The sequence below is a fragment of the Pseudoflavonifractor sp. genome, from assembly GCF_050943825.1.
Classification (GTDB): domain Bacteria; phylum Bacillota; class Clostridia; order Oscillospirales; family Oscillospiraceae; genus Pseudoflavonifractor.
In genome coordinates this window covers 194,261-208,369 of record NZ_JBMNPX010000001.1, presented here as the reverse complement: position 1 = coordinate 208,369, position 14,109 = coordinate 194,261, and the positions used below count along the sequence as shown (strand labels likewise).

The 14,109-nt window shown below is 59.4% G+C and carries 12 protein-coding genes, 1 tRNA gene and 1 riboswitch; of the genes, 4 read left to right on the top strand and 9 right to left on the bottom strand.

The genetic code is table 11. The features are described 5' to 3' along the window. Positions 1–48: 48 nt before the first annotated feature. Positions 49–567 carry a nucleoside-triphosphatase gene (locus ACOX7T_RS01070; RefSeq protein ID WP_433439002.1) on the bottom strand — a complete coding sequence of 173 codons (519 nt, stop codon included), beginning with the start codon at positions 565–567 and terminating at the stop codon, positions 49–51. A gap of 32 nt (positions 568–599) precedes the next feature. Beyond that, the gene (locus tag ACOX7T_RS01065; RefSeq protein ID WP_006574607.1) at positions 600–1,493 is read right to left on the bottom strand and encodes a cation diffusion facilitator family transporter; all 894 of its coding nucleotides are present in this window, start codon (positions 1,491–1,493) and stop codon (positions 600–602) included. Between the two features lie 96 nt (positions 1,494–1,589). Beyond that, positions 1,590–1,687: riboswitch (NiCo riboswitch) on the bottom strand. A 211-nt stretch (positions 1,688–1,898) separates the two neighbouring features. Between ACOX7T_RS01065 and ACOX7T_RS01060 the strand changes: the two genes are divergently transcribed. After that, positions 1,899–4,004 (top strand): ATP-dependent helicase, encoded by a 2,106-nt coding sequence (locus tag ACOX7T_RS01060; protein WP_433439000.1) that lies wholly within the window; start codon positions 1,899–1,901, stop codon positions 4,002–4,004. A 71-nt stretch (positions 4,005–4,075) separates the two neighbouring features. On the opposite strand, the gene ACOX7T_RS01055 is transcribed toward ACOX7T_RS01060, so the two are convergent. From ACOX7T_RS01055 to ACOX7T_RS01040, 4 genes are all read right to left on the bottom strand, one after another. Continuing rightward, entirely contained in the window at positions 4,076–7,006 is a 2,931-nt protein-coding gene (locus tag ACOX7T_RS01055; RefSeq protein WP_433438997.1) for a glycoside hydrolase family 3 C-terminal domain-containing protein, read from the bottom strand. A 173-nt stretch (positions 7,007–7,179) separates the two neighbouring features. Next, positions 7,180–8,514, bottom strand: coding sequence for a GHKL domain-containing protein (locus ACOX7T_RS01050; RefSeq protein ID WP_433438995.1), 1,335 nt, complete (start codon positions 8,512–8,514; stop codon positions 7,180–7,182). Beyond that, the gene (locus ACOX7T_RS01045) at positions 8,514–9,218 is read right to left on the bottom strand and encodes a LytR/AlgR family response regulator transcription factor (RefSeq protein WP_433438992.1); all 705 of its coding nucleotides are present in this window, start codon (positions 9,216–9,218) and stop codon (positions 8,514–8,516) included. Before ACOX7T_RS01045 ends, ACOX7T_RS01050 begins: the two co-directional genes overlap by 1 nt. A 216-nt stretch (positions 9,219–9,434) precedes the next feature. Continuing rightward, positions 9,435–9,511, bottom strand: a tRNA-Pro gene (locus ACOX7T_RS01040). 210 nt (positions 9,512–9,721) lie between these two features. Between ACOX7T_RS01040 and ACOX7T_RS01035 the strand changes: the two genes are divergently transcribed. The 3 genes from ACOX7T_RS01035 (at position 9,722) to rsmA (ending at position 12,351) form a co-directional block, all read left to right on the top strand. Continuing rightward, positions 9,722–10,774 (top strand): M23 family metallopeptidase, encoded by a 1,053-nt coding sequence (locus tag ACOX7T_RS01035; RefSeq protein ID WP_433438989.1) that lies wholly within the window; start codon positions 9,722–9,724, stop codon positions 10,772–10,774. Positions 10,775–10,913: 139 nt separating this feature from the next. Further along, positions 10,914–11,423 (top strand): site-2 protease family protein, encoded by a 510-nt coding sequence (locus ACOX7T_RS01030; RefSeq protein ID WP_433438986.1) that lies wholly within the window; start codon positions 10,914–10,916, stop codon positions 11,421–11,423. A gap of 58 nt (positions 11,424–11,481) precedes the next feature. Beyond that, positions 11,482–12,351 carry a 16S rRNA (adenine(1518)-N(6)/adenine(1519)-N(6))-dimethyltransferase RsmA gene (rsmA, locus tag ACOX7T_RS01025; protein ID WP_433438983.1) on the top strand — a complete coding sequence of 290 codons (870 nt, stop codon included), beginning with the start codon at positions 11,482–11,484 and terminating at the stop codon, positions 12,349–12,351. A 59-nt stretch (positions 12,352–12,410) separates the two neighbouring features. Here the strand turns inward: rsmA and ACOX7T_RS01020 are convergent, their stop codons facing one another. From ACOX7T_RS01020 to ACOX7T_RS01010, 3 genes are all read right to left on the bottom strand, one after another. Beyond that, the gene (locus tag ACOX7T_RS01020) at positions 12,411–12,977 is read right to left on the bottom strand and encodes an HdeD family acid-resistance protein (protein ID WP_433438980.1); all 567 of its coding nucleotides are present in this window, start codon (positions 12,975–12,977) and stop codon (positions 12,411–12,413) included. Positions 12,978–13,092: 115 nt separating this feature from the next. Next, complete coding sequence (locus ACOX7T_RS01015; protein WP_433438978.1) at positions 13,093–13,575, bottom strand: YbaK/EbsC family protein; 483 nt, start codon at positions 13,573–13,575, stop codon at positions 13,093–13,095. Further along, on the bottom strand, positions 13,565–13,969 hold the full coding sequence (locus ACOX7T_RS01010; RefSeq protein ID WP_433438976.1) for a thioesterase family protein: 405 nt from the start codon (positions 13,967–13,969) through the stop codon (positions 13,565–13,567). The genes ACOX7T_RS01015 and ACOX7T_RS01010 overlap by 11 nt, the downstream gene beginning before the upstream one ends. Positions 13,970–14,109: the final 140 nt, after the last annotated feature.

Genomic DNA, 14,109 nt, shown 5'->3' with positions numbered 1-14,109 from the left:
CAATGGAGCGCCCGGGGTGTTTTATTTATAGAAGCTGAGAGCCAGTGGTCAAAGCTGAGCGGAGAGGAAAGCGGACAGCGTCCCCAACAAGGCGGGGTCAGGGTCGTGGGACGGATAGAAGCACCTGACCTTGGAATGGCTGCGCACAGCGGCGAGAAAGGGGGTGTCCAGGTCCCGCACCCAGGCCAGAATGGGAGTGTCGCCGTCCAGCGCGTTCAGCACCGCCTGACAAAAGCGGGGAGAGCGGCTTTCCATGGGACCCAGCTCATCCAGCAGGAGCAGTCCGCCAGGACCGGCGTGTTCAATGAGACCGGCACAGCGGTCAAAGGCCTCCGGAATAGAAGTGGCCTGCCGGTTCTTGCACCAGCCCAGCAGGATGGGAGCACAGGTTTCTGCGGACCGTCCCACAGGGTAGAGCCGGATGGGAGCGCGTCCTGTCTCATCGGCGGCTTCCTTTGGCGTGCGGTAGCCCCAGATGGGCAGGGAGGAGGGGAGTGTATCCAAGAGCGACTCTATCCAGAATGAGCGGCCTTTTCCGCTCGGACCCACAAGAAGAGTGTGAAACATGGCGGTTCCTCCCGTTCAGAATGGTTATGGTCTCAGCCTACCGGATGGACCTCCAGCGGGTTGACGTGGACCATGCAGTGCTTGACCTTGGGGAACTGCTCCTCGATGGCGTCGTGGACCATGGTGGCCGACTCGTGGGCCTGGGAGAGGGGCGTGCTGCCGTCGGCGGCGATGTCGATTTCCACATAAATGCGGTCACCGAACAGGCGGGTCTGAAGCCGGTCCACGCCCAGCACGCCGTCCTGGGCCAGAACCACCTCCCGCATCTGAGCCTCCACCTCGTCGGAGCAGGCGGTGTCCAGCATTTTGGAGATGGCGTCCCGGAAGATATCAAAGGCGGCCTTGAGGATGAAGAGGCAGATCACCACACTGGCCACCGGGTCCAGCACGGGCAGTCCCAGTCGGGCGCCCAGGATGCCGATAAAGCTGCCCACGGAGGACAGGGCGTCGGAGCGGTGGTGCCAGGCGTCAGCCATCAGGGCGGAGGAGTCAATCTTCTTTGCGGCTGCCCGGGTGTACCAGTACATGGCCTCCTTGGACACGATGGAGATGACGGCGGCAATCAGGGCCAGACGGCCGGGGACCACCAGCGCGGTGCTGTCGCCCAGAATATTCTGAATACCTGCCCAGCCGATGCCCAGGCCGGTAAAGGCCAGCAGCACCGAGAGAATCAGGGCCGCCACGCACTCAAAGCGCTCGTGTCCGAAGGGGTGCTCTTTGTCCGACTCCTTGCCCGACAGCTTTACGCCCACGATGACAACGAATGTGCTCAGCACATCGGAGGCGGAGTGGATGGCGTCTGAGACCATGGCGCCCGAGTGGGCGGCAACACCGGCCATCAGCTTGAAAACGGTCAGAAGGAAATTGCCTAGGATTGTGACGAACGAGACCTGCATGGCTAAGTTTTCATTTGCTTTCTTGTCCATAGAGTGACCTCCGGATGAATAGTGTGCTTTGTCACCTGCCCGAAACCATCAGCCATGTATGTCCAGGGTATAAAAAAATACACCCATGGAACATACAACTGTCCCACAGATGTACAGGAGATCATCTGCTGCCGCAACTGCGGCCCGGCTCCATGGATTCCGGAGGAATCCGTGGCCTGCTCAGTTTGTACTGTAGTTGCCCCCGGTGGGGGGGTAGAGTGCAGTGCAAAGTGAATGTTCGCATTGTAGCATATGCGGCGGTCTGTGTCAAGGTTCTGGGAACAAGGAAGAGAGGCGTCCGTTCCGTTGACGGGATTTTCCCCTTGGGATATAATACGTCAGAAAAAGAAACTAAGCGTACCACCGTGTTCGTGAGGCGGAGTGCGCTGGATATTGGAGTAAGCAATGGACTTTTCCCAATTCAAATCACAATTTTCCATCCGCCTGGACCCTCAGCAGGAGGCGGCGGTGCAGGAGACGGAGGGGCCGGTGCTGCTGCTGGCGGTGCCTGGCAGCGGCAAAACAACCGTCCTGGTGACCCGGCTGGGCTACATGTGTTACGTGCAGGGCATCAAGCCGGAGAGCATCCTCACCATGACCTATACTGTGGCGGCGGCCAGAGATATGGAGCGGCGGTTTGCCTCCTGCTTCGGTGAGGAGGCGGCAAAGCGGCTGAGCTTCCGTACCATCAACGGCGTGTGCAGCCGGATTATCCGCTATTATGAACGGGTCATGGGCCGCTCCGCCTTCCGCCTGCTGGAGGACGGCAGTCAGAAAAGCGCCCTGCTGGGGGAGCTCTACCGGAGCCAGACCAATGAGTTTGCAACAGAGAGCACCATAAAGGGGCTCCAAACTGCCATTACCTATGTGAAGAACCAGATGCTCAAGGGGAAGGAGCTGTCCGAAATCGAGGTGGAAGGCCTGAACTTCCCGGCCTTCTATCAGGCCTACTGCAAGGCTCTGCGGGACAGGCAGCTGATGGACTACGACGACCAGATGGTCTATGCCCTCCAGATTTTCCGGCAGTACCCTCAGATTTTAGGCGCGGTCCGGGACCGGTACCGGTATTACTGCGTGGATGAGGCCCAGGATACCTCTAAAATCCAGCATACCATCATCCGCCTGCTGGCGGGGCAGAGCGGGAATCTGTTCATGGTGGGAGACGAGGACCAGAGCATCTACGGCTTCCGGGCGGCCTATCCCCAGGCCCTCACCGAGTTTGACCGGGTCTATCCCCACGCCAAGGTGCTGTACATGGAGCAGAACTACCGCTCCACAGAGCAGATTGTGGCGGCGGCGGACCGGTTCATCCAGAAGAACAAAAACCGCCACCCCAAGCACATGCGGGCCACCCGGGGAAGCGGGCCGGAGCTCCGGGAGATTTCGGTCTATGACCGGCAGAAGCAGTACCGCTATCTCTGCAAGATGGCGGAGAACTGCGAGACCGAGACCGCCGTACTCTACCGGGACAACGACAGCGCTCTGCCGCTGATGGACCTGCTGGAGCGCTCCGGGATCCCGTACCGTTGCCGCCAGGTGGAGAGTGTCTTTTTCACCAACCGGGTGGTGCGGGACATTACGGACATCATCCGTCTGGCCCAGGCACAGGGCAATGCAGAGTATTTTCTGAACATCTACTACAAGCTGGGGGCGGGCATCAGCCGTGCCCTGGCCCAGGAGGCCGTGGCCCGGGCCGGGGCAGGGGAGCCCCTGCTGGAGTACATCGCGTCCTCCGCGGCGGCGTCCCCCTGGACCCGGAAGCAGTGCAGGGCGCTCCAGACCCACATGAACAACCTGTTGGAGGAGCCCGCGGATCGGGCAGTCTACCGCATCGTGCATTTCATGGGCTACGGAGCTTATCTGGAGGAGCGCAGCGGCGACCTGAATAAGGCGGAGATTCTGGAGGCGCTTGGGGCGGAGGAGCCCACACCCGGGCGGCTTCTGGAGCGCCTAGAGGAGCTGCGGGAGGTGGTGCAGGCGGGTGCCGGCACACCGGACTGTCCCTTTGTGCTCTCCACAATCCACTCCAGCAAGGGCCTGGAGTACGACCGGGTGATTTTGATGGACGTGGCGGACGGCATGCTGCCCAAAACTCTGCCGCAGCGGGAAGCGACTCCCCAGGAGCTGGACCTCTACGAGGAGGAGCGGCGGCTGTTCTACGTGGGTATGACCCGCGCCAAACGGGAGCTGGACATTGTCACCTTCCGGAAACCAGGGCTGGAATCCGCATTTTCCCAGGAAATTTTCCCACCCAAGCAGAAGGAGCCCAAAGCGGCAACGGAGAAGAAGCCGCTGACTGTAAAGAGACTGAGCAAGGAGCAGATTTTCCGGCTTTCGGGGGAGTACCAGCCTGGTACACGGCTGTGTCACAAGACCTTTGGTTCCGGGACACTGGTCAGCCGCAGCGGAGATATTGTCATCATTGCCTTTGACAACGGAGAGGTCAAAAAGCTGGCACTTTCCACCGCCCTCCGGGCCAGGCAGCTCCAGCCGGAGGAGAAAGAAATATAAAAGAGCAGAAACAGGCGGCCGGCGGGTATACCCGCCGGCCGCCTGCCTGTTCTCATATCCGGTTAAGTAATTCAGGTCCGTACCTTTTTCTTCTTCAGATAGCCTCTCAGTGTAAGCGCCTCCAGCACGATGAGGATGGCGGCCAGTACGCCGTCCACAACAAAAACGGTCACCTGCCAGGCGGGCATGGCGGTCGCCTCCATGTAAACCTCGGGAGAGTAGGCGCGGGAGTTGGCCACAGTGTAGAGGATGTTGTGGCAGGCATTGCGCATGGCAAGAACGGAGGTGGCGCTGGTCTGGTCGGTGAGGATGGCGTCATTGCCGGCGGTGCCCAGCATAATGTCCGAGCCGCCGCGGATGGCCTTGTCCGCATCCATGTAGCCGTAGTTGCCGAAGTAGTCGGTCAGGACCATACCCTGGAAGCCCCACTCACCCCGGAGGATGTCGTTGAGCAGGGTGGAACAGGCGCCGGCCCAGGTGGTGCCCACATAGTTGTAGGAGGACATGACGGCCAGGGTGTTGCCGTTGCTGGCCTTGACGCAGGCTTCGAAGGGCTTGAGGTAGATCTCACGGGCGGACTGTTCGGTCAGCCAGGTGCAAAGCATGCCGTTGCGGTTAATCTCCTGCTCATTGAAGGCGAAGTGCTTGATGTAGGGGTAGACATCGTGGTCATAGGCCGCCTGGCACTCCGCCACGGCCATCTCCGCGCTGAGCAGGCTGTCCTCGGAGTAGTACTCAAAGTTGCGCCCGCCGAAGGGAGAGCGGTGCATGTTCATGGAGGGGGCATACCAGCCGTTGAAGCCGAACTCAATGAACTCCTGCAGCATGTTGTAGGCGTACTCATAGGCCAGGTCGGTGTTCCAGGTCTGGGCCAGGGAGATCTCGCCGCAGTAGCCCATACCGTAGGAGGCGGTTACGCTGGAGTTGACGCCGGCAGGGCCGTCGGCGTCCAGCGTGGCGATTTTGCCCACGGAGGGAGCCTCTACCGTGCCGTAGCCGCCGTAGGCGATAAGATCCACCATCTCGCTGATGGTCATCTGGTCCAGCAGCTGATCCCACAGGGGGTCGTCGTAGTCCAGACCCCGCAGGTCCACCAGCTCCAGCCCGTTGTCCGCGCCGGTGGTGGGCATTACGTCCGCGTCGTTGTTGTACTGGTAGACGTCGTAAGTTCCGGCGCCGGTGACCTCATAGCCGTCGGGCAGGGAATAGCTGGCGGGGGCGGCCACAGCCTGGGCGTAGTTGGCAAAGCCGTCGGCGCGGGAGAGATAGGTGACCTCGCCCTCGGCAAAGCCCAGCTTGCTGTCGGCCACGGTCAGGTCGCCGTTGTGGAGGTTGTCCTCGTCGTAGACAATGGTGGAGGCCAGGGTAAAGTCGAAGGAATCCATCACGGTGTGGGCGTCGGTGCGCAGGGAGAGCGTGTAGGTTCCGGCTTCCAGAACGTAGTAGCCGGTGCCGTAGGTGTCAAAGGACGCCATGTCCTCCAGGTCAAAGCTCAGGGTGATGACCTCAGACTGGTTGGGCGCCAGCTCACTGGTCTTGCCGAAGGCGGCCAGATTGACCTCGGACTTTTCGATGCCGCCGTTGGTGTAGGGGGGCGTATAGTACAGCTCCACCACCTGCTTGCCGGCCACCGAGCCGGTGTTGGTGACGGTGACGTCCACGGTGACCGTGGTGTCGGTGATGGTGGGCTCACCCAGCTCCTGGGTGAAGGTGGTGTAGCTCAGACCGTACCCGAAGGGGTACATGACCGTCTCGTCATAGTCAAAGGCGAAGCCGTTTTCCAGCGCCTCCGCATAGGCGGTCTCATAGAAGCGGTAGCCCACATAGATGCCCTCCACGTAGTTCACGAAGGACACCACGCCGTCGGCGCGCTCCCAGTGGGCTTTGGCCGCCTGGGTGCTCTCCTGGACATTATCATAGGAGAAGTGGCCCACATTCTGGCTGGTGGGGGAGAGGGAGACATCCCGCAGCCAGGTATCCACGGTCTTGCCGGAGGGATTCACCGCGCCGCTGAGGATATTGCCCAGGGAGTTGAAGCCGGTGGCGCCGGGGCTGGAGCAGACGAGGACGCCCCGGATCTGCTCATAGTCCTCCGTCCAGCCCAGCTCCAGGGGGTTGGAGCCGTTGTAGACAATGATGACCTTCTCGAAGTTGGAAGTGACCAGATCCACCAGAGCCCGCTCGGTGCGGCTCAGCTCCAGATAGGTGGAGCCCGCCTCAAAATCGGCATAGTCGCCGTTGTTCTGGTAGGAGGCGTTGGTGTACTTGGTTCCCTGGTTGTAGCTGCCGTCCAGCACGGCGCCCATGTCGTTGGGCAGGTCGGCGCCCTCGCCGCCGGGGCGGGAGAGGACGATCAGAGCCGTGTCGGAAAAGGCGCGGGCATTCTCCAACATTTCGTCGGTGTAGCTGTCGGCGGTGGGTTCAGGGAGTGTCCAGTCCTGGCCGTTGTTGATGGTGATCTGGGGGCGGTCGCTCCGGTAGGCGGTGTAGAAGTCGGACAGCTCCTGGTTGAGGGAGAAGCCGGCGTTCTCCAGACCGGAGAGCAGAGATACGGCGGTGGATGCGTCCACCGTGCCGGAGCCGGTGCCGCCGTAGACGGGATTGGTGGAGGCCCAGCCGAACACATTCAGGTTGGTGGTGCTGTCAAGGGGGAGGGTACCGTCGTTTTCCAGCAGGACGATGCCCTCATTCATCACGTCCTCCACGGTCTGCTGGGAAGTGCGGATGGTCTCCTCCGACAGGGTGCCCATCTCGGTGAAGGCAGAGGTGATGAGGTTGGACAGCTGGCCCAGCAGGATACCGTTGACCATCAGGGCCACAATCAGTACGGCGGCGATGGCGCTCTGGGCGCGGATGAAGCCGGCGTGGGGCTTTCCGGCTTTGCCGGCGAAGATCAGGAGCAGAATCAGGGCCACAACTGTGACGCCGATGCCGATCAGCCAGCCGCTGATTTGGCTGATGACGCTGAATACATCCTCCCAGGCAATTTGGATACCGGTCATTTTATGTTCCTCCTTCTCATTTCAGCCGGCATATTCGCCGGCCGGTTCTGTGAGGACATTATAACGTGCCCGGGCCCGGAAACGCCGTTTTGGTAAAAGTGGTCATTCACCTGGTAAAAGTGGCAAATGTGTAAAAAGAGCGGCTCGTACGAGCCGCTCTTTTTAGGAAATGCTCAGATGGCGGGGGCATCCGCCGCCCGGTCTGGAAACAGAATATCCAGCACGAACATGCCGCTGTTAGCCTGCATCCGCAGCTCACCGCCGTATTTATAGACGATATACCGGATGCTTCTCACGCCGAAGCCGTGGGCATTTTTATCCTCCTTGTGGGTAACAGGGAGACCGTCACAGAACGCCGGAGGTTGGCTGCAGCTGTTTTCCAGGTGAATAGAGACCATCTGACCGCAGCGTCTGATCTGCAGGCTGATAATCCGCTCAGCCTCCGTTTGCTGCATGACGCTTTCCAGCGCATTGTCAAGGGCGTTGCCCATGAGGGAGTAGATATCCGGCGGGCTGATGAAATTGATGCTCTCGCCCTCAGCCATGCAGCTGAACTGGACAGAGTGCTCCCTGGCCAGCAGGGTTTTCTCGCTGAGAATATAGTCCAGTGCCTCGCAGCCGGTGTGATAGGTGGCGTCATAGATGGTCAGGGCCTGCTGCAGCTCCGCCACGTACTCTGCGCGGGAGGCCGCGTCGGGCGTGCGCTCCAGCGCCCGGAGCTGGTGCTTCATGTCGTGGCACTTCATGTTAATGATATCAATGGCCTCTCTGGAGCGCTTCTGCTGGTCGTTGGCAATCTGGAGTACCTGCTCCATCAGCTTCTGCTCCCGCTTGAAGCTGTTTTCCCGCAGAATGTAGTACTCCAGTGTCAGCACCAGCACACAGCAGAGAAGGCCGTAGCAGGGGCAAATCATCCCTCCCAACAGCGCCAGCCGGCTGTCAGTCCAGGAGGGGGAGTAGTAGGAACTGAGGACAATGGACGAGAGCAGGATAACCAGAGACATGGCAATCAGGCCCAGGTCATGGGGACGGAAGGAACCCCTGGAGAAGTTAGGGCGTACCACCAGCGCATATACCAGCGCGGCCACTGCAACATAAATCAGCAGCCGGAACAGGAGGAACTCGGACACAACACCAATGGACTCCTCTGTCCAGCCGGTGAGGTACTGCAGAATCCGCGCCAGCGCAAAGGCCAGATGCTCGGTGGCATAGCCGCTGGTGCCCACAAACAGCAGCTCAATAGGCATCAGGTCAAAGCAGAACATCATGCCGCCCAGGGTCAGCAGAAACAGGCCAAACCAGAAAACGATGTAGACAGGGGTATATTGGCCGGGAATCTGGGTAAGCAGGAGGTACCAGAGGCTGGCTACAGCCAGATAGCCCACCAGTGTGCCCGCCAGACGGGCAGGGAAGTGCGACCTTTTGGTTCGGCCGATAAGAAAGACCGACTCTGAGATGATAAGCTGAAGGGAGAAGCGGAGCAGACTGATGTATTGCAGGTCCTCCATTACAGAAAACCTCCCAGAAAGTCCATGTAATCCTGGACAAAGCTCTTTTTCATCCGTCGGGATACCGGCAGTTCCTCTCCTCCGACGAGAATTGTCTCCCTGCCGATGCGGTCCACATGCCTCAGGTTCACCAGACAGCCGGAGGTACACTCAGAAAACGCCAGGCCCTGCAGCCGCTGTCGGGCCTCCTGTATGGTGCCGCGCTGCTGGAACAGCCCCTTCCGGGTGTGGTAGACCAGGTAATTCTTGTCCTTCTCAATGCAGAGTATGTCGGTGGGGGGAATTCGGTAAAGCCCATCCCCGTTGCTCAGTAACAGGAACTGCGTCCCACGCTTTTCCGCAGCCCGGAGGGCCTTCTCCAGTTTCTGGACAAAATTAAAATACCCTACCGGCTTGACCATAAAATCCACCGCGTTGACCTCATAGCCGCGGATTGCATACTGTGCCATGTTGGTAATAAAAATGATGGCGACCGTCTCATCCCGGCTCCGAATTTCGTGGGCCACCTCCAGGCCATTGCTGCCGGGCATTTCAATGTCCAGATAGATGATGTCGTATTCTCCGTGAAAGGATTCCAGAAATTCCACGCTGGAGAGAAAGGTATGCACCTGCATAGGCAGACCGTTCTCCTGGTGGTAGCGGGACAGAAAGACCTCCAGATGGCCTGCGTCCTCCCTTGAGTCATCTACAACAGCGATGTTCATGGCAACCCCGCCTTTTCTATGGTTTGGAGTTTATAAATATTATACCATAGGGGAACCTGCGCTGTATAGCGTCCAGAAAAAGCGGTAGCCGCATCCCGGAGAAGACACAAAAGAAAAGGCGCAGCTCGAGCCGCGCCCCATTCTGATACCACATGGAAATAAAAAATGCGGAGTATCATCAGCAGACCTTTTCAGATCCTTTCATGATACTCCGCATGGTCCGAGTGGCGGGATTCGAACCCACGGCCTCTTGGACCCGAACCAAGCGCGATACCAAGCTTCGCCACACCCGGATATAAACCTCTTGCCTGGACATACACTGACATGCTCTGTACAAACTGCAATTAATTATAGTGATTCCACTTCCAAATGTCAAGGTAATTTTTTTCTGTGCCGGCGGAGATATTTTCGGCATACGCCGGGCAGAAGACGAATAGAGATAGTACGCAGAAACATGGACGGGCAGCCTTTGCATTACGCCAGAGAATGGGAGGACACAGGGCATGGAGAGCGCATATCGTCAATGGGAGAAGAGAAGAGACCGCCGCCAGTACAGGACGGCAGAGCGGCGCAGCGGAAATAAGGTAGCTTTAGCGCCCAAAGAGTGCCGGAGACTGGTACAGCTGGGCGTGTGCATTGCTCTGTTTCTCGTGGTATTTGTGGGCAAGGGCGTATTCCCAGAACAGATGCTGGCAGCCCGGGATAAGATTGTCCAGGTAATTCAGGGCGACACGGATTTTCGGGCGGCATTTGCCAGCCTGGGGCAGTCAATCTCAGATGGTGAGCCAGTATTGGAAACGCTGGGGACGCTGTGGGTTGATGTATTTGGCGGGGAAGAGGTGGAGGTGCCGGACAGCGGCTGGAAACCTCTTCCGCTTTATACAGAGACCGTATCGCATCTCCAGAGCGGCGTGACAGTTCATGGATTGCTGACGCTGGCTCTGGATGAAAAAGAGGAAATACCTCAGGCGGCGGAAGTGTCTGAGACACTGCCTGAGAGCAGCACCCCCCCTGCGGAGGAGAGCGTCCAGCAGGAACCTGACACCACGGCGGATGCAGTTCAGCCAACCCCGGTGCCGGATGTCATTCATGTGGATTATGACGGCCCTGCTCTGCCGGCCAACGCCACCATGGATCAGTATAATCTGGGCCTAGCGGCCACCATGTCGCCCATAGAAGGGGCCGAAGGCTGGTGGGTGTCCTCGCCCTACGGCTGGCGGGAGCATCCAGTGGATGAAGAGGAGAAATTTCACAACGGCGTGGATTTGGCGGTCAACACCGGGACCAGTGTTAAGGCCTTTGCGGACGGCGTGGTGGACTACATCGGAGACAGCCCGATTTATGGTCTGTACACCCAGATTGACCACGGAAATGGTGTGACCTCTTTCTATGCCCACTGCAGTGAGCTGCTGGTACAGCAGGGGCAGACTGTGTCCATGGGAGATGTGATTGCGCTCTCTGGAGACACGGGGAACTCTACAGGGCCACATCTGCATTTCGAGCTGAAGAAGGATGGGATACTGCTCAATCCGCTCTACTATATTCCGAGCGCGTGAGGTGAGGATACTGCGGTGGAGGAGGGTTGAAGTATCGGGCGGATTTCTTCTCCTGGCAGCGCTGCTCTGGTATCTGGATAAGGATGGAACACTGCTGCTGGCCGGGGCGGCTTGTGCACTCCATGAGGCGGCCCACTGTGTGGCCATCTGGGGCCTGGGCGGCAGGATTTCCAGGCTCAGACTGTCGGTCACCGGTGCTGAGCTGACCCTCTCCGGTACCCGGCCTCTGGGGCACACGGCGCAGTTTTTGGCGGCGGTATCCGGGCCTGTGGCCAACCTGGCGGCGGCGCTGCTGGCAGCCAGATTGGCGGAGCGGAGCGGGAGAGAGGCGCTGTGGGTCTTTGCGGGACTGAATCTGGGGCTGGCAGGCTTCAACCTGCTGCCCATGTCACAGCTGGACGGCGGGCGGGCGCTGCGCAGCCTAGCTGGCATTTTTTTGCCTGAGACAGCAGCCGATGCCCTGGCAGAAGTGCTGTCCTGGACTACATGCACAGCCATCCTGGTTTTAGGCGGACTGCTGTTCTGGCAGAACAAGGCCAACTTCACCATGCTGCTCACCGCGCTGTGGCTGGCGTATGCTAATAGCCGCAGCCTAGGCGGACTGGGCATGCCAAACAGGCGGCGCAGGCGTGTGGGAAGAAAACGGTGACAAACAGGGGAGAGCCTGCTATAATCCTTGTAGAAGAAAACAAAAGCGAGGATGAGTCATGGACCTCTGTAATGTAAATGATATCAAGGCCCTGCTGGGCCGGCACGGATTCCGTTTTTCCAAGAGCATGGGGCAGAATTTCCTGATTGAGGATCATGTTCCCAGGGACATTGCGGCGGCCTCCGGCGCGGATAAGGACTGCGGTGTGCTGGAGATTGGACCGGGTATCGGGCCGCTGACTGTCCGGCTTGCGGAGCGGGCCGGACGGGTGGTCTCGGTGGAGTTGGACAAGGCGCTGCTTCCGGTGCTGGCGGAGACGCTGGCCGGGCGTGACAACGTGGAGATTGTGCCGGGAGATATTATGAAGCTGGATATCCCGGCCCTTGTGGCGGAGAAGATGAGCGGCCTGAAGCCTCTGGCCTGTGCCAATCTGCCCTACAATATTACCACGCCGGTGCTGACCGCCCTCATTGAGGCGGGATGCTTTCAGGCCATTACGGTGATGATTCAGCGGGAGGTGGCGCTGCGGATCTGCGCCGCGCCGGGCAGCGGGGACTACGGCGCCTTCTCCGTCTACTGCCAGTACCACACCACGCCGGAGCTGCTCTTCGACGTGTCCCCTGAGTGCTTTATTCCCGCGCCCAAGGTCACCTCGTCGGTGATCCGTCTGGTCCCCCGGCCTGCGCCGGAGGAGGTGAAGGACGAGAAGCAGTTCTTCCGGCTGGTGCGTGCGGCCTTTGCCCAGCGGCGAAAGACCCTGCTCAACGCCCTGTCCTCCGCCTATGGAAGCCAGCTGAGCAAGGATGAGCTGAGGGACGCCATCGCCGCCTGCGGCCTGCCTGCCGACGTGCGGGGTGAACGGCTGGGGATTCCGGAGTTTGCGGCTCTGGCTGACGCGCTGGCACAGCGGATAGCGGACAGCAACTAAGCGAATATAAAAATTGCTCCTCTCACATGAGAGGAGCAATTTTTTGCAGAAAATTAGATTTACTCGATGTCGATGGGGTCCACCTCGATGGGATGAAGCTTGCGCAGCTCCTTGGTGACCCGGCCCACCTTGAAGAGACCCCACAGGTCGGAGATTCCGGTGTAGACCAGCACGGCGCCGATGACCATAAAGATGACGTCTGCCAGGAACAGGGGACGGCAGAGAATGAGGACGCCGAAGGCGGCGGACACCAGGGAGAGCACCAGCACCACCCACCAGTTGGAGTAATTCATCCGGTTCAGGTCAAAGGCCCGCTTCAGGTTGAGCAGGGAATCAATGACGATATAGATGCCCAGCACCACGGGGAGGATGGACAGGACGATGTCGGGGCGGAGGAGGAACACCAGGCCCACACCGGCGGCCACGATGCCCAGGAACAGCTCCAGTCGGAAGGAGCCCTGGCGGCTGTCGTGGACAAAGAAGCTGATGATGGTGATGATGCCGTAGATCAGGAGCATGAGGCCGAAGGAGAAGCACACCAGGCTGCTGGTGATGCCGGGCCAGATCAGGAGAACCAGGCCCAGCACGATGTAGAGGATAGCGGCCAGAAAAAAGCTGATTTTCATGTTTTTCAGGTATTCCCGCATAAGAGATCCCTGCCTTTCTGTATCTTGGCATTAGTATATCCCGTCTGTGGGAAAATGTCACGGGACAAAACGCTCTACCTGTGTGAAAGGGCCGTTATTCCTCAGTCTGCCAGTTCTTGCACACGTCCACCCAGCCGGCGCTGCGGGCGTATTCCGCCAGCTCATCGCAGGTGAGTTTAATGGCGGAGTTGGAGGAGCCGGCGGCGGGATAGACTGTGTCGAACCGACGGAGGGACACGTCCAGATAGGTGGTAACGGCGGGGTTGTCGATGCCGAAGGGGCACACGCCGCCCACCGCGTGGCCGGTAAAGTTCAACACTTCTTCTGCTGTCAGCATTTTTGCTTTACAGTGGAACATGGCCTTGAATTTGGAGTTGTCGATTTTGGTATCTCCCGCGCAGACGATGAGGACACAGCCGCCCTCCACAGAGAAGGAGAGAGTCTTGGCGATGCGGGCAGGAATTACGCCCACGGCCTGGGCGGCCAGCTCCACTGTGGCGCTGGAGACAGGGAATTCCAGAATATCCTGCTCCCGGCCCAGAGGCCGGAAGTAGCTGCGTACTGCTTCAATTGACATGGGGCGCCTCCTTTTTCTGATTGGTGCGGGCGAGAAAGCGGTCGTTGGAGATAATAAAACGCTCATGGGTTCCGCTGCCGATGGGACCGCACTCATCCTGTGCTTTTACTGTAAAGTTGATTCGCCTGCCATCAACGGCGGTGACGGTGGCCTCCGCCCACACCTTCATGCCCACGGGCGTGGCGGCGTCGTGGGTGATGTCCAGCTTGGTGCCAACGGTGCCCTGGCCCTCCTCCAGGCAGGTGGACACCGCATTCATGGCGGCGGTCTCCATCAAAGCGGCCATCATGGGGGTGGCGAACACGGGAAGAGCACCGCTGCCAACGGCCAGAGCGGTGTTCTGCTCTGTGACGGAGCACTCCGCCCGGCCAGTCATACCAATTTCAATTGACATGGAAACTTCATCCTCTCGGAAAAACTGCGGCTCAGGCTGTGTCAGCAAAAAGCCGCGCCAACAGACAATATTTTACACCGGTATGGGCTCTCGCGCAAGCCGCAAGATGAAAATAGAAAAGGCCGCCTTTCGGCGGCCTT

Excerpts from the sequence above, each read along its gene's own strand:
- ACOX7T_RS01050 (WP_433438995.1), bottom strand. The coding sequence starts at position 8,514 with ATGGAGGACCTGCAATACATCAGTCTGCTCCGCTTCTCCCTTCAGCTT.
- ACOX7T_RS01055 (WP_433438997.1), bottom strand. The coding sequence starts at position 7,006 with ATGACCGGTATCCAAATTGCCTGGGAGGATGTATTCAGCGTCATCAGC.
- ACOX7T_RS01070 (WP_433439002.1), bottom strand. The coding sequence starts at position 567 with ATGTTTCACACTCTTCTTGTGGGTCCGAGCGGAAAAGGCCGCTCATTC.
- ACOX7T_RS01010 (WP_433438976.1), bottom strand. The coding sequence starts at position 13,969 with ATGTCAATTGAAATTGGTATGACTGGCCGGGCGGAGTGCTCCGTCACA.
- ACOX7T_RS01060 (WP_433439000.1), top strand. The coding sequence starts at position 1,899 with ATGGACTTTTCCCAATTCAAATCACAATTTTCCATCCGCCTGGACCCT.
- ACOX7T_RS01035 (WP_433438989.1), top strand. The coding sequence starts at position 9,722 with ATGGAGAGCGCATATCGTCAATGGGAGAAGAGAAGAGACCGCCGCCAG.
- ACOX7T_RS01045 (WP_433438992.1), bottom strand. The coding sequence starts at position 9,218 with ATGAACATCGCTGTTGTAGATGACTCAAGGGAGGACGCAGGCCATCTG.
- ACOX7T_RS01020 (WP_433438980.1), bottom strand. The coding sequence starts at position 12,977 with ATGAAAATCAGCTTTTTTCTGGCCGCTATCCTCTACATCGTGCTGGGC.
- ACOX7T_RS01015 (WP_433438978.1), bottom strand. The coding sequence starts at position 13,575 with ATGTCAATTGAAGCAGTACGCAGCTACTTCCGGCCTCTGGGCCGGGAG.
- rsmA (WP_433438983.1), top strand. The coding sequence starts at position 11,482 with ATGGACCTCTGTAATGTAAATGATATCAAGGCCCTGCTGGGCCGGCAC.
- ACOX7T_RS01065 (WP_006574607.1), bottom strand. The coding sequence starts at position 1,493 with ATGGACAAGAAAGCAAATGAAAACTTAGCCATGCAGGTCTCGTTCGTC.